Here is a 20,154-nt window from a genome sequence, read left to right on the forward strand (position 1 = left end):
ACACGAACAGTGGACGTCCGGAGCACCTACCGAAAGCGATCATTTGGCGGACCGGTCAGCCGCAGGGGCTAACGGGAAACCGCCCTGGATGAGCGAGTCACGGACCCCATCGCGCTCGGCCACCGAACATGATAAGTTTCGACTATGGGCATTCGATCGATCCTCGCCCTGGCGACATTCGCGGCCATCCTGGCGCCGATCGGCGTCGTGGCTGAACCGGATTGTCAGTGCCGCGCGGAAGGCCGATTTTTCAAGCAGGGCACAATCGCCTGCATCGACACGCCGAGCGGCCAGAAACTCGCTCAGTGCGACATGTCCCAGAACGTCCTGACTTGGCGCGTAGTTGCCGACCAATGCCCGGTCGCTCTGCAGTCCAGCCCCCAGGAACCCGTCAAGGCAACGCGGTTTGCTTCGCCGCAGTTGGCGAAAGCGTCAGTTGCTCCGATCGATCGGGACGATTGGGTGCCTCAGCGGCCCTGGCGCACCTTGCTGGCACGCCAATCCTCGGCCAACGCCATCGCTGTGCGGCGCTCGTTCTCGGTCGCCACTGAAACAGCGCGTTCCTGAAGATCGCGAATCCACTCAGCCGAGTCGCTCGCTTGATCCCGGGCGACAGTCAAATACATCAGCCCGAGCACCGGCTGGCGGGGGACGCCCTCGCCTTCGAAAAGCACGTGCCCGAGCAGGGCCTGGGCGTTGACGTCGCCCTTGTCCGCCGCAAGCTTCGCCCAGCGCGCAGCCTGCACTGAGTCGCGCTCGCCACCCTCGCCGTTGTAGTACATCCACGCGAGTTTGGCCTGCGCCTCCGGATCGCCGAAGTACGACGCTGCGTAGGAGTAGATCTGGCGGGCGCGCGTCAGATCCTGCTTGACGCGGGTGTCCGGAATACCATCGCGATAGTAGCCGCCGAGTGCGACGAACGCATCCGACACGAAGCGCGAACTCGGCTGGCCGGGGATGTCGTCGGCATGAGCATCGGCCATCTCGCTGAACAGTTCGAACGCCTTGTAGTCGTCCTCGGCGATGCCGTCGCCCTCGGCATACATCTGGCCGAGCTTCCACTGAGCGATAGCATTGCCCTTGTCGGCGGCGAAGCTGAGCGCTTCGATCGCGCTTTCCTTGTCGCCGCTGCGATAGGAATCGAGACCGTATTCGAGTGCTTCCGCCGGCGCGGTTTCAGCGTCGTAGTTGTTCGCATCGAACGCCGCGGCACCACCGGCGAAACCCGTGAAGACGACAATCGCAACAACGCCGCGGAACACGCTACAAGTCCGCATAGCTCACCACTTCCGCCGCCGCGCCGGGCTGGGTCACTGCGCCGTAACGCGCCGGGCCAACCCCTTGTGCAAACTTCCAGATTGCGCCGCTTCGATATTCGCTTTCCGGCGGCTTCCACGTCTGTCGACGCGCATGAAGCTCATCATCACTGAGTCGAACCGACAGCGTTCCCTCGACCGCATCGATATCGATGATATCGCCGTCGCGGAGCAACCCGATCGGACCGCCGACCGCCGCTTCCGGCCCGACGTGACCAATGCAGAAGCCGCGCGTACCGCCCGAGAACCGGCCATCGGTGATCAGAGCAACCGAGTCCCCGGCGCCCTGGCCATAAAGCGCTGCGGTCGTCGACAGCATCTCGCGCATGCCGGGACCGCCCACCGGTCCCTCGTTGCGGATGACAAGAACGTCGCCCTCCTTGTAGTTGCGCTCCGAAACCGCCGCGAAGCACTCCTCCTCGGAATCGAAGCACCGGGCCGGGCCGCTGAACTTGAGGTTCTGGAGTCCCGCCACCTTCACGATCGCACCATCCGGCGCCAGGTTACCTCGCAACCCCACCACGCCACCGGTCGGCGACATCGGCTTGTCAGCGGGATGCACCACATCCTGCTCGTCGTTCCATTGGACGTTCTTCAGGTTCTCGGCGATCGTGCGACCGGTCACCGTCAGGCAGTCGCCATGCAGGAAGCCGTTGTCGAGCAACGTCTTCATCATCATTGGAATACCGCCGGCCTCGAACATGTCCTTGGCAACGTACCGGCCACCTGGCTTCATGTCCGCGATGTAAGGCGTCTTTCTGAAGATCTCAGCGACATCGAACAGATCGAACACGATTCCGCATTCGTTAGCGATCGCAGGCAGATGGAGCGCCGCGTTGGTCGAACCACCTGAGGCAGCGACAACGGTCGCGGCGTTTTCCAGTGCTTCCCGTGTCACGATATCCCGCGGCCGGATATTGCGGGCGATGAGTTCCATGACCATTTCGCCAGCGGCCATGCAGAACCGATCGCGGATTTCGTAAGGCGCCGGCGCACCGGCCGAATATGGCAGCGCGAGACCCATCGCTTCGGAAACCGTGGCCATCGTGTTCGCGGTGAATTGGCCGCCGCACGAACCGGCTGACGGGCACGCGACCTGTTCAAGCGTCTCTAGATCTTCATCGGACATCTTGCCGACCGAATGGAGGCCCACTGCCTCGAAGACATCGACAACCGTGACGTCACGCCCCTTGAAGGTCCCCGGCAGAATCGAACCACCATAGATGAAGATGGACGGCACGTTCAGGCGGCACATCACCATCATCATGCCAGGCAGCGACTTGTCACAACCGGCCAAGCCTACCAGCGCATCGTAACCATGGCCGCGCATCGTCAACTCGACCGAGTCGGCGATCACCTCGCGCGACGCCAGAGACGACTTCATGCCTTGATGGCCCATGGCGATGCCATCGGTCACCGTGATCGTGCAGAACTCGCGCGGCGTTCCGTTTGCGGCGGCGACGCCCTGCTTCACGGCCTGGGCCTGCCGCATCAGCGAAATGTTGCATGGCGCCGCCTCGTTCCAGCACGATGCTACGCCCACGAATGGTTGATGGATCTGTTCCGACGACAGGCCCATCGCATAGTAGTACGAGCGATGCGGCGCTCGCTGAGGACCCTCCGTGACGTGACGGCTGGGCAGCTTTTGTTTGTTGATGACGCGCGCTTCCATTTCGATTCCCGGTTCGGCCTGCGGTCGGGGCACAATTTCACGCAATACGACACCGCTCGCGGGATTTGACCCGTCGCGCCCATCGTTCTTGCGTCAGGTGCGATGCCCCCCTCGGCAGGCGACCTGATGTCCTCGCACCCTTCCCGCCACTTTATGGCCGAACGGCGGCGATGCGGATGGTACCGATCGGCCCGCGTTAACTTCCAGCGACACTGTGGCAGTTCCGCAACACGCGTCGGACGCGCCCGCCGCGGCTCGCAGAAGGACAACCGAACGGGAGGGTTGCGATCGCGCTGCTGTAGTCAGATCGTTAGCGAAACCCGATGGTTACGCCTTCCACTTGATCGAGCAGCCGGCCGAAGGAAACTGCTCGTCGGGGCCCTTTCCAGTCGCCGCTATGCTTCGCATCGCCTCCACCAGTTCGCGTTTGGCGCCGGCGGGTGGCGGGTCTTTCCGCCCCTCGTCGAGACGACCGCGGTAGGCGATGGTGCCGTCGGCGGCGATCCCGAAGAAGTCCGGCGTGCATTCCGCTTTGTACGCCCGCGCCACATCCTGGGTCTCGTCATAGAGATAGGGGAACGGGAAACGATGCGCTTCGGCGAACAGCTTCATGTTGTCGAAGGAATCGGCCGGATAGGCGACGACGTCGTTGCTCGAAATCGCGGCAAAACCAATCCCCTCAGCGGCCAGTGCTTGTGCGTCGGCCACCATCCGATCAGCCACCGCCTTAACAAAAGGACAGTGGTTGCAGATAAAGACCACAACCGTCCCGTTCTCGCCCGCTACGTCGGCCAGTCGGTAAGATCTGCCATCAGTCGCCGGAAGGGTGAAATCGGAAGCCTTTATGCCGAGTTCCGGTTTGTTCAACATTGCCGATCTCCGTCAATACCTGCCTTTGATATGAGGGCTGATACCGCCCTCCACAACCGCTGCGACGGCGATGGTTCAGGGCAGATCCTTGCGGGCCCAGTCGACCGCGGGCCCACCCAACACCTCGGCGCAAGCTTCGAGCTCCTTGGCGTAGATCGACGCCACCAAAGCCCTGGTCTTTGCGTCCATGGATACTTTCCGCTGTTTTTCCTTGCGATTGTAAGAGGCGGCAATCCCCTCGCCCAGATCCGAGGAGGCGCCCAGAAATTCGAGCACACGTGTACGCACGGCGGCAGCGTCTGCAGCGAGATCATCGAAGAAAAACAGACCGAACCGCTCTGGCGGAATTACTTTGCGCCAGCGGCTCACTGTCACTGAAGGATAGGAACGGCGGATAACCCCATCCCGTTTCGAAAACGCACGCACATCCTTGGCCGTCGGCATCCTGCGGACTTTTTTCCGCCGTCGCCGCATGTTGAACGACGACCAGAAACGATCGACCGGATTCCGCGCAATGTAGACAACTTTTAGGTCCGGAAACCGCGCAGCGATCTCCTCCACCGGCCGCTCGTCGAGCCCGGAGTAGGCCGGCGTAATGTCGCCGCACAGTTGGTCTCCGCGTTGGTTGAACAGCTTTGCATAGCCCTCGATGTGAACCTGATCACCGAGGTTAACGAAGTCGCGCAGGAAGTCGACGTCGCGGCTCTGGAGTGGCGCTTTGTTATGCGCGACGAGCGACACGTTGAGGCCCTCCAGATCCTGCAGCGCCTTGAAGTAAAGACGCCGTGCTTTAGGAATACGCGATCCGGGGCGATCGAAATGATGGAGTTCCTTAATCGGCAGCGTCCAGAACCCTGGATGCGGAACGAGTTGGTCGTACAGCCACTGCGTTCCTCCCTTCTGCGCACCTATGCACAGAAAGTCCGGCCCACGAGCCCGCTCGCCGGCTCTGGCCACCATCGGAGCGGCCGCCGGGCCACTCGACTTGCTCAAAACGTCAGACGCCATTCTGCGCCGGCCAGGTCTTTGCTGCACCGCCAAAGGCTTCGGCGCAGGCATGAATTTCGTTGGCGAGGCGCGCGGCGACGAGGCGCCTCAGGTTCTCGGGCATGGCCACGGACGACTTTCCCTTCTTCCTATTGAAGCCGGGCGGCAGGTCACCGCTCGCTTTGTCTGGATCGCCACCGAGCAACGCGATCGCCCGGCGACGGAAACCGACTGGATCCACAGCCAGCTCATCGAACAGAAAAAGCGCAAAGCGCTCGGGCGGCACGATCCCCCGCCACCTCGCCACGATCTCCGACTGCAGCGAGCGCAGTCGATAGCGCTTGACGTCCAGCAGGGCAACCACTTCGTCGTCGCTGAGATCGCCATTGAGCCGAGTTTTGTGGACGTGCATCCGCACCTGCGACCAGAAACGTTTGACCGGATCGCGGGCGATAAACACGTAATGCGCATCGGGGAAGTGGGAAACAATGCCTTCGACACGGCGGTCATCCAAGACCGAGTAGCCGGGCGTGATGTCGCCGGACAAGCGGTCATCCTTGAAGCGAAACAGACCGGCGTAGCCAGGGTAGCTCATACGCCGATCGGCCAACCTCAGAAACTCGGCGAGGAACGCCAGATCGCGCTCGCCAAGCGGCCGGTATCGTTTCCGTTGCCGACGTTGATTGAGTTTATCGAGATTCTGCGCAGACCGGCTGAGCTTCTCGGCCATATGTCGTCGCGATGCCGGGTTGTTGAAGTAATGCAGCTCCTTGATCGGCGGCATCCAGAAGTCTGGGTGCTGGTCAAGCTGATCAAAAAGCCATCGCGTACCGCCCTTCTGCGCACCGACGCAGATAAAGTCCGGGCCTGGCCGGGATGCCGACATTATTGGTCCGGAGATAGCTTGCCGTTCCTTGTGGGTGTGGAGCATTGATCTCTAAGATGAGCCCGGAACTGGTAGAAGGTGGAACCGGTCAGCGGCAGTGGCCGCGCCCGCCGCAATAGGCTATCCGGAGCCTGCGCTCAAGCACCCGGACAACAGGGTGCCCTCGCGCCGCCGGAATGCGGATGGCAAACTGAGCGTGATTCGCGATCGCGCCGCACCACCAAACCGAGCCCCGATGCCTGCTAAAGCCAAGCCTTCCGACGATCTTTTCTCCACCATTGACGAACCAAAACGTGAATCGTCCGCCAAGACCGGGCGTCGTCACGCCCGTCGCGGCGGTCGCAAGGGTGAGCGGACAACCGTTTCCGCGGAGGCCGGGTACTCCGCCGCCGACATCGAAGTGCTCGAGGGGCTGGAGCCGGTCCGTCGCCGTCCGGGCATGTACATCGGCGGGACTGACGAAAAGGGCCTCCATCACCTCTTCGCCGAAGTCATCGACAACGCCATGGACGAAGCGGTGGCCGGACACGCGACCGCGATCGACGTCCACCTCGATTCCGACGGATTCGTCACTGTAACCGACAACGGGCGCGGGATCCCGGTCGATCCGCACCCGAAGTTCAGGTCGAAGTCGGCGCTGGAAGTGATCATGACCACCCTCCACGCCGGCGGGAAGTTCGACTCCAAGGTTTACGACACCTCCGGCGGGCTGCACGGCGTCGGTGTCTCGGTCGTCAACGCTCTGTCGGAGTCGCTTGAGGTGGAGGTCGCCCGCGGGCGCCGCCTCTATCGTCAGACATTCCGTCAGGGCGCCCCTGACGGAGCGCTCGACGAGGTCGGCGAAGTCCACAACCGCCGCGGCACCCGCATTCGCTTCCGGCCCGACCCGGCGATCTTCGGCAAGGGTGCCGCGTTTCAGCCGGCGCGCCTGTTCGCCATGAGCCGATCGAAGGCGTATCTGTTTGGCGGCGTGCGAATTCGCTGGCAATGCGACGCTGGCGTCGTGACGGGCACGGACGTTCCGGAGAGGGCCGAGTTCCACTTTCCAGGCGGGCTATCCGACTATCTCGGCGCCGAGCTCGGCAAGCAGAAGACCATCGTGCCCATGTTTGCCGGACGAACCGACAAGGCGAGCGGTCATGGCGCCGTCGAGTGGGCTGTCGCCTGGTTTCCGGGCGACGGTTTCGTTCGCTCCTATTGCAATACCATCCCCACTGGCGACGGCGGCACGCATGAGGCCGGCCTGCGTAGCGCCCTGACCAAAGGCCTGAAAGCTCATGGCGAACTGACCGGAATCAAGCGCGCCTCGATCATCACCGCCGACGACGTGACCACCTCGGCTGCGGCGATGCTGTCGGTGTTCATCCGCGAGCCGGAATTCGTGGGCCAAACCAAGGATCGCCTCGCCACAGCCCAAGCCACTCGGATCGTCGAAACCGCAATCCGGGACCCCTTCGATCACTGGCTCGCCGCCTCGCCGACGGAAGCGACCCGCTTGCTGGAATGGGTGATCGATCGGGCGGAGGAGCGGCTGCGCCGCCGGCAGGAGAAGGAAATCGGTCGCCAGAACGCCGCACGCAAACTGCGACTGCCCGGCAAGCTGGCCGATTGCTCTGCCCGCGGCAGGGAGGGCACGGAGATCTTCATCGTCGAAGGCGACTCGGCTGGGGGCTCGGCCAAGCAAGCGCGAAACCGGACCACTCAGGCGGTTCTTCCGCTTCGCGGTAAGATTCTTAACGTCGCCAATGCCGCGCGCGACAAACTCGCGCAGAATCAGCAGCTCGCCGATCTTATCCAGGCGCTGGGCACCGGCACCGGCGGCCGCTACAGCGACGACGATCTGCGTTACGAACGGGTCATAATCATGACCGACGCCGACGTCGATGGCGCCCACATCGCGTCGTTGCTGATCACCTTCTTCTTTCGCCAGATGCCGGATCTGATCCGCGACGGGCACCTGTTCCTGGCGGTGCCCCCCCTTTACCGCCTGTCCCAGGGCGGCAAGACGCTCTACGCCCGCGACGACCGCCATCGCGATGAATTGATCACGACGTTCAACGGCAAGGGCAAGGTCGAGATTGGCCGGTTCAAGGGCCTCGGCGAGATGCTCCCCGGCCAGCTCAAGGAGACCACAATGGCGCCGGAAAAGCGCACATTGCTGCGGGTTGCGATCGTCGAGGATGACGCTACTGGTGCTACGATCGACAGCCTGATGGGCAACAAGCCGGAGGAGCGCTTTCGCTTCATTCAGGAGCGCGCCGCGTTCGCCGACGACCTCGACATATAGCCATGCCAGGGTAGAGCCTTAGCGGGTGGCGTTCACCGGTCGTGCCTGCTAGACGTGCGCCCCGGTTCCGCTATTTTGTCTGGGCTGACCGTCGTCGGAGGGCGAGATGTACCGGAAGTATGCGTTGATCACAGGCTTTAGCGTCGGGGTCGGGTTGGCCGGCCCCGCATTCGGCGACGACCTTGCCGACTCGGTCTCTACGATCCCCGGCTCTATCGAGGACATGCGGGTTGGCGGCTCTTGGGAACATGGCGAGCGATCCGGCGCTTATCGCATCGTGGTGACGCGGACCGCCGGCGAACCGCCAACCGCGCGCCTGTTCGTGCAGTGGATCGCGTATGGCAACGACGGCCAGGCGATGGTCGATAACTCCGTTGAGATCACCGAGCTCGCCGATCTTGGACTCGATATCATCGACTACATCTCCGAGTCCGATTCGGACGGCCTGTCGGTCTATATCGAGACGGTGAACCCCGCCGACGGATTCGATGAGACCTATGAGCTCCACCTCTTCTCGCCGACCGATTACCGTTTCGGCCCGGCGACGAACTAGCGGCTTGCCGACCTAAACCGATCAGACTGCACCTGGAAGTGCTTTGCCGTTTACCTCGCGCCGACATTAAATTCCCGTAATCGTTGACACTCCGGCCGTTTATCCTATGTTGCCGCTCGTCGTTATCCATTGGCGGTCCAGTTCGCGGCAGACCGTTCCGTCAGACTCCGGCCAAGGGCCGAGCTGAACAAAGCAAAGATGACATTTTCCGAACTCGGACTAAGCCCGAAGGTTCTCACCTCGGTGGAGGCGGTCGGATACGCCGATCCGACGCCCATCCAGCAACAGGCGATCCCACGCGTCCTAGAACGGCGGGATGTGCTCGGCATCGCCCAGACCGGTACGGGCAAGACAGCCTCGTTCGTCCTGCCGATGCTGACCATGCTGGAGCGTGGGCGGGCGCGGGCAAGGATGCCGCGCACGCTAATCCTCGAGCCGACTCGCGAACTCGCCGCCCAGGTCGAGGAGAACTTCAAGCGGTACGGCGCGAATCACAAACTGACCGTCGCCCTGTTGATCGGCGGTGTGTCGTTCGATGACCAGCTCAAGAAACTTGACCGCGGCGTCGACGTCCTGATCGCCACGCCCGGTCGGCTGCTCGACCTGTTCGAGCGCGGCAATCTCCTGCTCAGCGGTGTCGAGATCCTAGTGATCGACGAAGCCGACCGAATGCTCGATATGGGCTTCATCCCGGACATCGAGCGGATCTGCAAGCTCCTGCCTTTCACCCGCCAAACCTTGTTTTTCTCGGCAACCATGCCGCCCGAGATTCAGCGCCTCGCCGACGCGTTCCTCTCGAACCCGGTTCGGGTCGAGGTCGCGAAACCGGCGACGGCCGCCGACACCGTCTCGCAATACCTCGTTCGGGCCGGTCGTGAACCGGCCGACAAACGTGCGGTGCTGCGTGCCCTCATCAAGAAAGCCGACGACCTCACCAACGCTATCGTCTTCTGCAATCGCAAGCGCGATGTCGCCATCCTCCAGCGCTCCTTGGCTCGTCACGGCTTCTCCGCCGGTGCGCTCCACGGCGACATGGATCAGCGCTCGCGCATGGCGACCCTCGACGACTTCCGCAACAACAAGATCACCATCCTGGTTGCCAGTGACGTCGCCGCGCGCGGTCTCGATATTCCCGCGGTCAGTCACATCTACAATTTCGACGTCCCGACCCATCCGGAAGACTACGTCCATCGCATCGGCCGTACGGGACGAGCGGGGCGCAAGGGAACGTCGATCACGATCGCCACGCCCGTCGACAAGAAGTACGTCAGCGCCATTGAGAAACTGACCGGTCAGCCGATCGAGACGCTGGAGGTCGAAGCGTCGGAAGAAATGGCGGCGTCGCGCTACGGCAAACGCACCCGCAAGTCAGCGAAATCTGCGGAGGCTGAAGAACCCGCCGCCAATGGCACATCCGAGAAGCCGAAGAAGTCGTCAAAGCGGCGGTCCGGTGACGACCAGCCGCGGCGCGGCCGCCAACGGTCCGAGGTCGAGGACAAGCCGGTTCCGTTCGGCCTCAGCGATCACGTCCCGCAGTTTCTGCTGAAATCCGTCCGACCCGCGTCGTAAGCTGACGCCGGTTCACGCGCCCCCCCGAAAGACGTTTAGCGGTTGATTCGCTTCAGGCCGGAACGCCGGTCTCGTCGGCTTCTGCCGGTTTCAGCATCACGGACTCACCGCAGCCGCAAGACGACACTTCGTTTGGATTCTGGAAGATGAATCCCGAGCGCAACTTGGTCGTCTCGTAGTCCATCACCGCACCGAGCAGAAACAGCACCGCCTGGGGATCGACGTAAACCGATGCACCGTGCTCGTTGACCACGTCGTCGTTCGGCTCCGGCGATTCAACGGCATCGAGTGTGTACTCCATGCCAGCGCAGCCGCCTTTCTTGACACCGACGCGCACCCCCGAAAGCGGCCGCTCGGCGTTCTCGGTCAACTCCCGGACGCGCGCGGCCGCGGCTTCTGTCAAACGGAGCACTGAAGGGCGGGGGCGCGAACTCGTCATGATCGTCTCCATGGGCCGATTCAGCCTCAATCGAAGAGTAGTACTGAAAATGTGCCTTTTGGCCCTCAAAAACAAGCCATCTGAAACCGCGTCATAGTTAGGTCGTCGGCAAAAGCGGCCATCAAGGGTTAGGGTTAGGCCTCATCCTCATGGGGATCGATGATGTAAGGCCGGTTCCCGTCGTGAAATTCAGGCACGAACTCGCTCTCTATGCCGAAGAAGCGGTACAGGCGGTGGAAGTAAGGTGCTCCAATCAGAAGCATCGTTTCGTAGCTCCAGATGAACGTCGAATCGTCGGCAACGACGGCGGCGAACAATGGAGCGGCAACCTCGAAATCGCGCGCATTCTCAGCGAGTGAGCCTCCGAACCGCTTTCGCTTCCCATAAATCGATATATGGCGATCGCGGGTCGTCAATATGGTGTTTATCGTCCGGTAACCCGGCAGTTCCCGCTTTGCTTCATCAAACGTCGTAAGGAACCTCTTACGCTCCTCTCGCGTGGTCGGCGTGCCGTCCTCCCTCCGATACCCGACCTTCGGATCCTTGTGGGGTAACGAGCGGTGGAGAACCATCGTCTCGCTGCCTAGGTCGCTGTTGTAACCGTGGCCATGCCATTCGCCGAAGCGGCGACAGTGCCCGATGGCGTATGAAATCGTCTTTGCTATGAATGCGCTGCCCGACCCCTCGGGTCCGAGGATGAGAAACGCGGTCAAGTGTGTGTCGTCGCCTGCCATTGGATTGACGCGTTTCTAGTCATCCGATCGGTTTGGGTCAGCTCTGTCGGAGTTCAACCCTGATCGTTAGGCCAGATGCCAGACGTCGCCAGTTCGCCGAGATGTCCATCGGGATCGCGAAAGTACAGGCTCTTGCCACCTTCCGGCCAGGCGACTTCGCTCTCGATGGCGACGCCCTCATCCGCGAGATGTGCCTTCCAGGCGTCGTAGCTGCCGGCGTCAATGGCGAAGGCGAAATGCTGCGGACCGCTGCCGTCATGGGGCGGGATGAAGCTGCCGAACACCGGGACGGGTTCGGTCGTCCCGCCGCGGGCGAACAGAATGAACACGTGCCCCGGGCCGGCATCCAGGGCGACGATCCGATCCTCTTCGGTCATCGCAGTGAAGCCGAACACGCGCTCGTAGAACGCCCGTGCCGCCGGCACGTCGTCGCTGTAGAGGCAAGTTTCAAGGACACCGTTGATTGTGGGCATTTATTCTCCCGCCGGGGGTATCGCACAATATAAAGCTAGTATTCGATCAGACAGCGCCCTGCGCTCAATATCACGCTCGGCTTCGCTTTTTGGATCGAACGCACGCCAAATTGCCGACCCACGCTCAGAGAAACCTGATGGCATGATATGTCCACGGCGCTTATCATTAGGATCATATATGTAAACTTCGTCGGAGCCGCTGGCTGGGGAAGGAACGAAATACGCCTTTCGTCCTCCCAGCTTCTTGTCCCCTGCAATCTGCCCCTTCCACAGTGGTACCCTAATTAGCTCAAGTTCCCGGAATAGCTCCCTGAGAGGGTCGCTCGCACTAGAGGATGAGCATGTCAGAACCACTCGAACGCATTCATAGGCTCCCGATATCCAATAAGCTGAAAACATACTCAGTATCTCGGTATGCCAGTTGTTCGGGTCTTCTTGATTTGCGCTGTGAAAGCCTGCTTCCAGGCATCGCAGAATCCCGTCTAGCCTGCCTGTTCTTTGTACGTTTGGGAGCAGGAGAGAGGGCGGAGAGCTACCCGCCATCCGATACGAAACGTCAATCCACTGCTTATGCAGCAAAGGATCGTGATGCGCAGCCGCTGCAGCAATCTGAGCAAACAAAGAGCCGAGTTTAGCCTCATCGACGTCTATCAAGTTGTCAATACCAGTCGAGGGCGACCTTGGCTTCGTCCGACATCCGCTCCGGAGTCCACGGCGGGTCAAACACCATGTTGACCGTAACCATGCCGACACCCGGTGCCAGGCTCACCGCGTTCTCCACCCAACCCGGCATTTCGCCGGCCACCGGACAGCCGGGCGCGGTCAACGTCATGTCGATCGTCGCGTTGCGGTCGTCGTCGATATCGACGCGATAAATCAGGCCCAGCTCGTAGATGTCGACCGGGATTTCGGGATCGTAGACCGTCTTCAGCGCTGCGACGATATCCTCGGTCAGGCGCTTCAACTCGTCGGCGGGAAGCGCTGACTCGGTTGCCGGCGGCTCGACAGTCGTCGTTTCCGTCGCGGTGGTGTCCATCGGCTGATCTTCCATCGTCTCACTCACGTGAAAAACGCCTGTGCTTTCTGCAGCGCCTCGGCCAGAGCGTCCACTTCTGCGCGGGTATTGTAAAGGCCGAACGATGCCCGGCAGGTCGCCGTCGTACCATAGCGAGCAAGCAGCGGCTGGGTGCAATGGGTCCCGGCGCGAACCGCTACACCTTCCCGGTCGATAATGGTCGACACGTCATGGGCGTGCGCGCCTTCCATGTTGAACGCCACGATCGCACCCTTGTCACGGGTCGTCCCGTAGATGGTCAGGCTGTTGATCTGCGACAAGCGCTCCATGGCGTATTCGCGCAGCGACGCCTCGTGGGACGCGATGTTGTCGCGGCCGATCCCTTCGACATAGCGGATCGCCGCACCGAGCCCGATCGCCTGGGCGATCGGCGGCGTACCGGCCTCGAAGCGATGAGGCGGCGCGGCATACGTCACTGTGTCCTCGCTGACTTCGGCGATCATCTCGCCGCCCCCCATATAGGGCGGCATGGTCGCTAGCCGGTCGTACTTGCCGTAAAGGACGCCGATCCCAGTCGGCCCGTAGAGCTTGTGCCCGGTGAAGCAGTAGAAGTCGCAGTCGAGGTCCTGGACATCGACCGGCATGTGCACCGCCGCCTGACTACCGTCGACCAGCACCGGGATTCCCCGGGCATGCGCGATCCGGCAGATCTCCTTGATCGGCACCACGGTGCCGGTGACGTTTGACATGTGGGTGATCGCGACGATCCGCGTGCGGTCGGTCAGCAGGTCCTCGAACGAGTCGAGCAGGAAGGTACCGTCGTCGGCGATCGGCGCCCATTTCAGCACCGCCCCTTTTCGCTCGCGCAGAAAATGCCACGGCACGATGTTGGAGTGGTGCTCCATGATCGACAGCACGATCTCGTCGCCTTCGCCGATCTCCGCCCCGCCGTACGACGACGCCACGAGATTGATCGCCTCGGTGGCGTTGCGGGTGAACAGGACCTCCTCGATCCGCGCCGCATTGATGAAGCGGCGAACGGTCTCGCGGGCGTCCTCGTACCTTTCGGTCGCGACGTTAGACAAATAGTGCAAGCCACGGTGAACGTTGGAGTATTCGTCCCCATAGGCCTGAGCGACCGCATCGATCATCGCTTGAGGTTTCTGCGCCGACGCGGCGTTGTCGAGATAGACGAGCGACTTGTCGTAGACCGTCCGCGACAGGATCGGGAAGTCGCGCCGGATCGCTTCGACGTCATAGGGCGCGGCATCGATGCGGGCGGGCGCGTTCACGCGACGGCCCCCCTTCGTGCCAGCCAGCCGGCGACGATGCCCTTCAGCGCATCGCCGATCGCATCGTCACCGAGTGCATCGATCGCGTCGTCGAGAAACGCCTCGATCAGCAGCCGCTCCGCCTCTGCCGGCGGCAGTCCACGCGACATCAGATAGAACAGCATCGACGGATCGATCTCACCGGCGGTCGCGCCATGGCCACAGCGAACGTCGTCGGCGAAGATCTCGAGCTCCGGCTTCGACGCGAACTGAGCCTCATTCGACAGAAGCAGCGCTTGTGTCATCATCTTGGCGTCGGTCTTCTGGGCCTCCTGATCGACGGCAATCATCCCCTGGAAGGCGCCGGTCGCCTGGTCGTCGACCACGTTCTTGAACAGTTCGTTGCTGACCGAATGCGGCGCCGTGTGACGGACAACGAGCGAATTGTCGCTGTGTTCGGTCTCGGACAGCATCGTCGCCGCCGAGAAGCCCGCCGACGCACCGCTCCCACCGACATGCACTGCGGCCTGCCACCGGGCCAGAGCGGCACCGCGATTGACCGAGAGATGATTGAGCGTCGTATCTCGCCCCATGCGGGCGACGAAACTCCCCAGATGCTGAGCCGCCTCGCTCTCCACCTGAACCCGCGCCCAGGCCACTCGGGCGCCGTGATCCATGTCGAGTTCGGTGAGCGTATTGACCTGATAAGCAAGGCCGTCCGGACCCGCATGGCTTTCGACCATGCGCACCGACGCGTTGGCTCCGACCGACACGACCGCACGGCTCGCTACGGTGATCGGCGTGTCCCCGATCGTACGATACACCAGCTCCAGCGGCCGTGACGGCCTGGCATCGGGAGCCACCGTCACCACCACACCACCGAGCATCAGCGCCGTGTTGAGCGCCATCACCACGTCGTCGCCATCGTCGAACAGGCGCCCAACACGTTCTGGTGCGCTGGCAAGCACGTCCGACAACGCCTCGACCGTCACGCCATCGAGACCGGCGAGGTCGGACTGCTCCGGTCGGTAGCGGCCATTGGCGATGATGGCACGGGCCCGGTCAAGCGCGCCGATCGGATCGCTGGCGGTGCCGACATGCGACTCCGTATCCGGTGCCAGTGGCGCGAAGGACCGCATCTGCGCGCGGAGGTCCGTGTACTTCCACGCCTCGACCCGCCGGTTCGGCAAGCCTGCGTGTTCAAAGTGGGAAAACGCCGCGTCGCGCGCCGCGCGAACACGGCCATCGCCCGGAAAGCGCTTACGCGAGGCAACATAGGCAGAAGCGATTTCCTCTTCGGCTTCGGTGCGGCGAGGGCGGGTGTCTGCTGTCATGCTGCTAACCTCACGCTGCCGCCGTGAACTCGGCGTAGCCTTTTTCCTCGAGCTCCAGCGCCAGTTCCTTGCCGCCGGAGCGGGCGATCTTGCCGCCAGAAAGCACGTGGACGTAGTCAGGCACGATGTAGTTCAGCAGCCGTTGATAGTGGGTAATCACCAGCATGCCCCGGTCCGGTGATCGCAACTGATTGACCCCGTCAGCGACCAGGCGGAGCGCATCGATATCGAGACCGGAATCGGTCTCGTCGAGCACGCAGAGCGATGGCTGCAGGAGCGCCATCTGCAGGATCTCGTTCCGCTTCTTTTCGCCACCCGAGAACCCGGCGTTCAGCGGACGGCGCAGCATTTCCTGTGTGACGTTAAGGGCTTCAGCCACTTCACGCACCTTGCGCATGAAGTCTGGCGTCGACAATTCGTCCTCGCCGCGCGCCTTGCGCTGCGCATTCAGCGCCGCCTTCAGAAACGTCATCGTCGCCACGCCCGGGATCTCCACCGGATATTGGAAGGCGAGGAAGACGCCGGCCGCCGCCCGCTCGTCCGGCTCCATCTGGAGCAGATCCTTGCCGTCGAAGGTGATGGTCCCGTCGGTGACCTCATAGCCGTCGCGTCCGGCGAGTACATAGGCAAGCGTCGATTTGCCTGAGCCGTTCGGCCCCATGATCGCGTGCACCTCGCCGGCGTTGAGGTCGAGGTCGATACCGCGCAGGATTTCACGGTCCTCGACTGTCACATGCAGGTTGCGGATTTCAAGCATCGGCATCGGTGTTCGGTGTCCTTGTGACGTGGTTCGCTGCGATCGGGGACGGGCTCGGTCGGCCTATCCAAACCCCCCGGAGAGCCCGATCACCAGGATCGCGACGATGTAGAGGATCAGGCCCCAGAGGATGACGGTCGCGGCTTGCCCGACTAACGTCTTCTCGCGCCACCACTGCGATATCGACAACCCGCGGGTCGGCCACAGGCTCGGCAGCAACCAATCCATCAAGGCGTCGGCGACGAGTCGGAACAGGAAGCCTACGAACCGCTCGAGAAAATCGAACACTGTCGCCGCCCCCCAATCCCATGGTCGCCAAACGAACCTGACCGGTCACCGCTACCGCCGTCATGTTTCGCCGTCCCAGTAACCCAGCGCGTTCTCCGCGCGTCCGACAAAGCGGATGCCGCCGGCCTCGGGATGGTTCCAATCGGAGCGTGATATCGCGGCGAACTTGCCCGAGTCGGGATATTCGATCACCTCGGTGTCGGCCATCGTCGAAATGCCGAGATAGCGCAACGGCTTGTCGCCGGTGTTGATGATCTGATGCGCCATTTCCGGTCCGCCCGCGGGTGCAGCGAGCACGTCGCCGGCGCGGATCGGATAGATCTTGTCGCCAAAGCGATACGTCCCCTCGCCCTCGAGCACGTAGAACAGTTCGTGGAGGGCGTGATGATTGTGGAAGGGAAACGCCTTCTTGCCCGGTGGCACTTCGTGCAGCATACAGCCGATCCCGGTCGAGCCGATCTGGTGGGCAAAGCTGCCTATCTTCGCCACGAATGCATCGCCATTACCGTTTTCGCGCAATGCAACGTCGGCAAGATTGATCACGGGTTTCTCAGCATCCATGGGACACCCTCAGCATCGTCACTTAGCCGGTCGGTTCCCGCACAAAGTGTGCGATGACCTCGATCTTTCCGACGATGTTATCGTTGAACTCCCTTAGTCGCTCAGCCGGAATCCAGTATTCCTCGTGCTCACGACCACCCACGATCTTGCGATCGAACTGGTCCAGAAACGTCCGCTTCACGGTAAAGCGAGTCACGAAACCTTCGTTCGAGCCAAAGCGCGTGTTCCAATCCCGGGCGATCTGGGTTGCATACGCCTCGTTGGTAACCGGATAGAAGATCGGCTGTTCTGGTAGCCGCGGCGGAAACCCCGAGAAGCAGCTTTCCTCGATCAGCTTCAGTTCCTTAGGTCCGACAGGCCGGTAAGGGACCATCGCGTCGGCCTCAGTCGCGGTCATCCCACACTGCCCTCGAGGCTGACACCGATCAGCTTCTGCGCTTCAACCGCAAACTCCATTGGCAGCTGCTGGATCACGTCCTTGACGAAGCCGTTGACGATGAGCGCCACCGCCTCCTCGTCGTCGAGGCCGCGGCTGCGGGCGTAGAACAGCTGGTCGTCGGAGATCTTCGACGTGGTCGCCTCGTGCTCGAACGTCACCGTCGCGTTCTTGGCTTCGATGTAGGGCACCGTGTGCGCGCCGCACTGATTGCGGATCAGCAGCGAGTCGCAGTTGGTGTAGTTGCGAGCGCCCGTCGCCTTACGATGGCTGGTGACCAGGCCGCGATAGGTATTCTGCGACTTACCCGCGGCAATCCCTTTGGAGATGATGCGGCTCTTGGTGTTCTTGCCGAGGTGGGTCATCTTGGTGCCGGAGTCGACCTGCTGATAGCCATTCGACACCGCGATCGAATAGAATTCGCCGATCGAGTCGTCGCCGCGGAGCACACAGCTCGGATACTTCCAGGTGATCGCGGAACCGGTCTCCACCTGGGTCCACGAAATCTTCGACCGGTCGCCACGGCAGTCGCCGCGCTTGGTGACGAAGTTGTAGACACCGCCCTTGCCTTCGGTATCGCCGGGATACCAGTTCTGGACCGTTGAGTATTTGATCTCGGCATCGTCGAGGGCGACCAGTTCGACCACCGCCGCATGGAGTTGATTTTCGTCGCGCATCGGCGCGGTGCAGCCCTCCAGATACGAGACGTACGATCCCTTCTCGGCGATGATCAGGGTCCGCTCGAACTGGCCGGTCTGCCGGTCGTTGATGCGGAAATAAGTGGAGAGCTCCATCGGGCAGCGCACGCCCTCCGGCACGTAAACGAACGAGCCGTCGGAAAACACCGCCGAATTGAGGGTCGCGTAAAAGTTGTCGGTCACCGGCACCACGGAGCCGAGATACTTCCGGACAAGCTCCGGATGATCGCGGACTGCTTCCGAAATCGACGAAAAGATCACGCCGGCTTTCTTCAGCTCTTCCTTGAAGGTGGTAACCACTGACACGGAGTCGAACACCGCGTCGACCGCGACCTTCGCACCCTGAACCCCGGCCAGTACTTCGCGCTCGCGCAGCGGAATGCCGAGTTTCTCGTATGTGGCGAGCAGCTCAGGATCGACTTCGTCGAGGCTCTTCGGACCCTCGGCGGTTTTCGGCGCCGAATAGTAGTAGATATCCTGGAAGTCGATCTTGGGATAATGCACCCGCGCCCAGGTCGGCTCGGTCATGGTCAGCCAGCGGCGATAAGCACCGAGCCGCCATTCGAGCATCCATTCGGGCTCGTTTTTCTTGGCCGAGATGAAACGGATCGTCTCCTCGGAGAGGCCGATCTGCGCCTTCTCCGTTTCGATGTCTGTAACGAATCCGTATTTGTATTGATCGACGTCGATGCCGCGCACGGCATCGACCGTCTCCTTGACGGCTGGCATCTCTCGTTCACTCCATCCACTGCGGTTTCAAGGGCCGCGGGTCGAGCTGGTCAGGCGGCCGGAGCCGCCCGCTGCGGTTTTCGCGTGATCGTTTCTAGCACACGCCGCCACCGCGTCTGGAACAAATCTAATATGTTTTCGTCGGATTCCCAGCCCAATGACAGGCGAATTGCGCTTTTTGCCGCCTCGGGCGGGACGCCCATCGCCGCCAGCACGTGGCTCGGTGCGACCTTGCCGGACGAACATGCCGACCCGGACGACACCGCGACTCCTTCCAGATCGAGTGCGATCACCAATGTTTCCGCAGCGATCCCGTCGACCCCGACACACAAAGTCTGAGGCAAACGTGGCGCGCCGGCACCGTACACCGTGGCGGGTGGCCCGCCTTCACCGATGACCGCTGCCAGCCGGTCGCGCCAGGCGGACCAGGTATCGACCAGCGTCAAGTCCTGGGACGCCGCTTCAGCCGCGGCACCGAACCCGGCAATCGCCGCCACGTTCTCGGTACCCCCGCGCAATCGCGATTCCTGTCCCCCGCCGAGCAGGAGCGGCGGAAAGGTCAGAGCGTCGTTGGCGCGAATAATCGCACCCGCCCCCTGCGGTCCGCCGATCTTGTGGGCCGACAGCGTGAGCACGTCGACGCCGAGCGCGGCGATATCGACCGGGATGCGGCCTACGGCCTGAATGGCGTCGGTGTGGACGATCGCCCCGGCCCCATGGGCCAAGTCGGCGATTTCGGCGATCGGCTGGATGACGCCTGTCTCATTGTTGGCGAGCATCACCGAAACCATCGGCCTCGCCTCCTCCGCCGCAAGCGCTTCGAGCGTCCGGCGCAAGCCGTCCATCTGGATCAGCCCATCGCTGTCGACCGCGATTGCCTGCACCTTCTCCGGTGCGAACCGTCCACCGGCGAGCACCGACACATGCTCGGCTGCCCCGACGAGCAGAAAGTTAACGCGATGCGGCTCCGCCCCGAAGCGCCAGTCGGGCGCCACCACCGTGGTGTTGGCTTCGGTGCCGCCGCTGGTGAAGGTCACCAGTTTCGGATCGGCGCCGACGAGAGCGGCCACCTGTTGCCGTGCGGTCTCGATCCGCTGGCGCGCTGCCCGCCCTTCTGCGTGCACCGACGACGCGTTGCCGACCTCTTCCAGCGCCGCAACCAACGCCTCACGCGCTTCTGGCCGCAGGGGTGCGGTGGCGTTGTAGTCGAGATAGAGGCGCTGCATTTTAGGCTTTGACCGTTTGCCGCTATTTTATGATTTCGGTCGCGGATACCGAC

20 protein-coding genes are annotated in these 20,154 nt (G+C 62.4%); 3 read left to right on the forward strand and 17 right to left on the reverse strand.

Annotated elements, in window-relative coordinates; genetic code table 11:
* Window positions 1–467: 467 nt before the first annotated feature.
* The 5 genes from ACO076_RS17100 to ACO076_RS17120 form a co-directional block, all read right to left on the reverse strand.
* Window positions 468–1,262 (reverse strand): tetratricopeptide repeat protein, encoded by a 795-nt coding sequence (locus ACO076_RS17100; RefSeq protein ID WP_421724026.1) that lies wholly within the window; start codon window positions 1,260–1,262, stop codon window positions 468–470.
* A 1-nt stretch (window position 1,263) separates the two neighbouring features.
* A complete protein-coding gene (ilvD, locus tag ACO076_RS17105; RefSeq protein ID WP_421724027.1) occupies window positions 1,264–2,988 on the reverse strand; it encodes a dihydroxy-acid dehydratase in 1,725 nt (574 codons plus the stop codon).
* A 327-nt stretch (window positions 2,989–3,315) separates the two neighbouring features.
* Window positions 3,316–3,858 carry a thioredoxin family protein gene (locus tag ACO076_RS17110; RefSeq protein WP_421724028.1) on the reverse strand — a complete coding sequence of 181 codons (543 nt, stop codon included), beginning with the start codon at window positions 3,856–3,858 and terminating at the stop codon, window positions 3,316–3,318.
* 75 nt (window positions 3,859–3,933) lie between these two features.
* A complete protein-coding gene (locus ACO076_RS17115) occupies window positions 3,934–4,851 on the reverse strand; it encodes a sulfotransferase domain-containing protein (RefSeq protein ID WP_421724029.1) in 918 nt (305 codons plus the stop codon).
* 4 nt (window positions 4,852–4,855) lie between these two features.
* Window positions 4,856–5,776 carry a sulfotransferase gene (locus ACO076_RS17120; protein ID WP_421724030.1) on the reverse strand — a complete coding sequence of 307 codons (921 nt, stop codon included), beginning with the start codon at window positions 5,774–5,776 and terminating at the stop codon, window positions 4,856–4,858.
* A 190-nt stretch (window positions 5,777–5,966) separates the two neighbouring features.
* On the opposite strand from ACO076_RS17120, the gene parE reads away from it, so the two are divergent.
* From parE to ACO076_RS17135, 3 genes are all read left to right on the forward strand, one after another.
* Window positions 5,967–8,018: a DNA topoisomerase IV subunit B gene (gene parE, locus ACO076_RS17125; RefSeq protein ID WP_421724031.1), complete on the forward strand. Its 2,052-nt coding sequence runs from the start codon at window positions 5,967–5,969 to the stop codon at window positions 8,016–8,018.
* 106 nt (window positions 8,019–8,124) lie between these two features.
* Window positions 8,125–8,571 carry a hypothetical protein gene (locus tag ACO076_RS17130; RefSeq protein WP_421724032.1) on the forward strand — a complete coding sequence of 149 codons (447 nt, stop codon included), beginning with the start codon at window positions 8,125–8,127 and terminating at the stop codon, window positions 8,569–8,571.
* 198 nt (window positions 8,572–8,769) lie between these two features.
* Window positions 8,770–10,140, forward strand: coding sequence for a DEAD/DEAH box helicase (locus ACO076_RS17135; protein ID WP_421724033.1), 1,371 nt, complete (start codon window positions 8,770–8,772; stop codon window positions 10,138–10,140).
* 52 nt (window positions 10,141–10,192) lie between these two features.
* Here ACO076_RS17135 and sufA read toward each other — a convergent pair whose 3' ends face one another.
* From sufA to ACO076_RS17195, 12 genes are all read right to left on the reverse strand, one after another.
* Entirely contained in the window at window positions 10,193–10,579 is a 387-nt protein-coding gene (gene sufA / locus ACO076_RS17140; RefSeq protein WP_421724034.1) for a Fe-S cluster assembly scaffold SufA, read from the reverse strand.
* A 134-nt stretch (window positions 10,580–10,713) separates the two neighbouring features.
* Entirely contained in the window at window positions 10,714–11,313 is a 600-nt protein-coding gene (locus ACO076_RS17145; RefSeq protein WP_421724035.1) for a hypothetical protein, read from the reverse strand.
* 53 nt (window positions 11,314–11,366) lie between these two features.
* Window positions 11,367–11,786, reverse strand: a complete 420-nt coding sequence (locus tag ACO076_RS17150; RefSeq protein WP_421724036.1) for a VOC family protein — start codon at window positions 11,784–11,786, stop codon at window positions 11,367–11,369.
* Window positions 11,787–12,444: 658 nt separating this feature from the next.
* Window positions 12,445–12,822: an SUF system Fe-S cluster assembly protein gene (locus ACO076_RS17155; RefSeq protein ID WP_421726762.1), complete on the reverse strand. Its 378-nt coding sequence runs from the start codon at window positions 12,820–12,822 to the stop codon at window positions 12,445–12,447.
* Window positions 12,823–12,845: 23 nt separating this feature from the next.
* Window positions 12,846–14,093 carry a cysteine desulfurase gene (locus ACO076_RS17160; RefSeq protein WP_421724037.1) on the reverse strand — a complete coding sequence of 416 codons (1,248 nt, stop codon included), beginning with the start codon at window positions 14,091–14,093 and terminating at the stop codon, window positions 12,846–12,848.
* Window positions 14,090–15,406, reverse strand: a complete 1,317-nt coding sequence (gene sufD / locus ACO076_RS17165) for a Fe-S cluster assembly protein SufD (protein ID WP_421724038.1) — start codon at window positions 15,404–15,406, stop codon at window positions 14,090–14,092. Before sufD ends, ACO076_RS17160 begins: the two co-directional genes overlap by 4 nt.
* Window positions 15,407–15,416: 10 nt before the next feature.
* Complete coding sequence (gene sufC / locus ACO076_RS17170; RefSeq protein WP_421724039.1) at window positions 15,417–16,169, reverse strand: Fe-S cluster assembly ATPase SufC; 753 nt, start codon at window positions 16,167–16,169, stop codon at window positions 15,417–15,419.
* A 57-nt stretch (window positions 16,170–16,226) separates the two neighbouring features.
* On the reverse strand, window positions 16,227–16,451 hold the full coding sequence (locus ACO076_RS17175; protein ID WP_421724040.1) for a hypothetical protein: 225 nt from the start codon (window positions 16,449–16,451) through the stop codon (window positions 16,227–16,229).
* Between the two features lie 60 nt (window positions 16,452–16,511).
* Window positions 16,512–17,012 (reverse strand): cupin domain-containing protein, encoded by a 501-nt coding sequence (locus tag ACO076_RS17180; RefSeq protein ID WP_421724041.1) that lies wholly within the window; start codon window positions 17,010–17,012, stop codon window positions 16,512–16,514.
* Between the two features lie 22 nt (window positions 17,013–17,034).
* Window positions 17,035–17,409: an ADP-ribosylation/crystallin J1 gene (locus ACO076_RS17185; protein WP_421724042.1), complete on the reverse strand. Its 375-nt coding sequence runs from the start codon at window positions 17,407–17,409 to the stop codon at window positions 17,035–17,037.
* Window positions 17,406–18,875 (reverse strand): Fe-S cluster assembly protein SufB, encoded by a 1,470-nt coding sequence (gene sufB, locus ACO076_RS17190; RefSeq protein ID WP_421724043.1) that lies wholly within the window; start codon window positions 18,873–18,875, stop codon window positions 17,406–17,408. Before sufB ends, ACO076_RS17185 begins: the two co-directional genes overlap by 4 nt.
* A gap of 50 nt (window positions 18,876–18,925) precedes the next feature.
* Window positions 18,926–20,101, reverse strand: coding sequence for a cysteine desulfurase family protein (locus ACO076_RS17195; RefSeq protein WP_421724044.1), 1,176 nt, complete (start codon window positions 20,099–20,101; stop codon window positions 18,926–18,928).
* Between the last annotated feature and the right edge of the window lie 53 nt (window positions 20,102–20,154).

The sequence above is a fragment of the Bauldia sp. genome (assembly GCF_965232525.1).
Classification (GTDB): Bacteria; Pseudomonadota; Alphaproteobacteria; order Rhizobiales; family Kaistiaceae; genus Bauldia.

Coding starts and splice junctions, on each gene's coding strand:
- ilvD (WP_421724027.1), bottom strand. CDS start 2,988: ATGGAAGCGCGCGTCATCAACAAACAAAAGCTGCCCAGCCGTCACGTC.
- ACO076_RS17110 (WP_421724028.1), bottom strand. CDS start 3,858: ATGTTGAACAAACCGGAACTCGGCATAAAGGCTTCCGATTTCACCCTT.
- ACO076_RS17120 (WP_421724030.1), bottom strand. CDS start 5,776: ATGCTCCACACCCACAAGGAACGGCAAGCTATCTCCGGACCAATAATG.
- parE (WP_421724031.1), top strand. CDS start 5,967: ATGCCTGCTAAAGCCAAGCCTTCCGACGATCTTTTCTCCACCATTGAC.
- ACO076_RS17130 (WP_421724032.1), top strand. CDS start 8,125: ATGTACCGGAAGTATGCGTTGATCACAGGCTTTAGCGTCGGGGTCGGG.
- ACO076_RS17135 (WP_421724033.1), top strand. CDS start 8,770: ATGACATTTTCCGAACTCGGACTAAGCCCGAAGGTTCTCACCTCGGTG.
- sufA (WP_421724034.1), bottom strand. CDS start 10,579: ATGACGAGTTCGCGCCCCCGCCCTTCAGTGCTCCGTTTGACAGAAGCC.
- ACO076_RS17145 (WP_421724035.1), bottom strand. CDS start 11,313: ATGGCAGGCGACGACACACACTTGACCGCGTTTCTCATCCTCGGACCC.
- ACO076_RS17150 (WP_421724036.1), bottom strand. CDS start 11,786: ATGCCCACAATCAACGGTGTCCTTGAAACTTGCCTCTACAGCGACGAC.
- ACO076_RS17155 (WP_421726762.1), bottom strand. CDS start 12,822: ATGGACACCACCGCGACGGAAACGACGACTGTCGAGCCGCCGGCAACC.
- sufD (WP_421724038.1), bottom strand. CDS start 15,406: ATGACAGCAGACACCCGCCCTCGCCGCACCGAAGCCGAAGAGGAAATC.
- sufC (WP_421724039.1), bottom strand. CDS start 16,169: ATGCCGATGCTTGAAATCCGCAACCTGCATGTGACAGTCGAGGACCGT.
- ACO076_RS17180 (WP_421724041.1), bottom strand. CDS start 17,012: ATGGATGCTGAGAAACCCGTGATCAATCTTGCCGACGTTGCATTGCGC.
- ACO076_RS17185 (WP_421724042.1), bottom strand. CDS start 17,409: ATGACCGCGACTGAGGCCGACGCGATGGTCCCTTACCGGCCTGTCGGA.
- sufB (WP_421724043.1), bottom strand. CDS start 18,875: ATGCCAGCCGTCAAGGAGACGGTCGATGCCGTGCGCGGCATCGACGTC.
- ACO076_RS17195 (WP_421724044.1), bottom strand. CDS start 20,101: ATGCAGCGCCTCTATCTCGACTACAACGCCACCGCACCCCTGCGGCCA.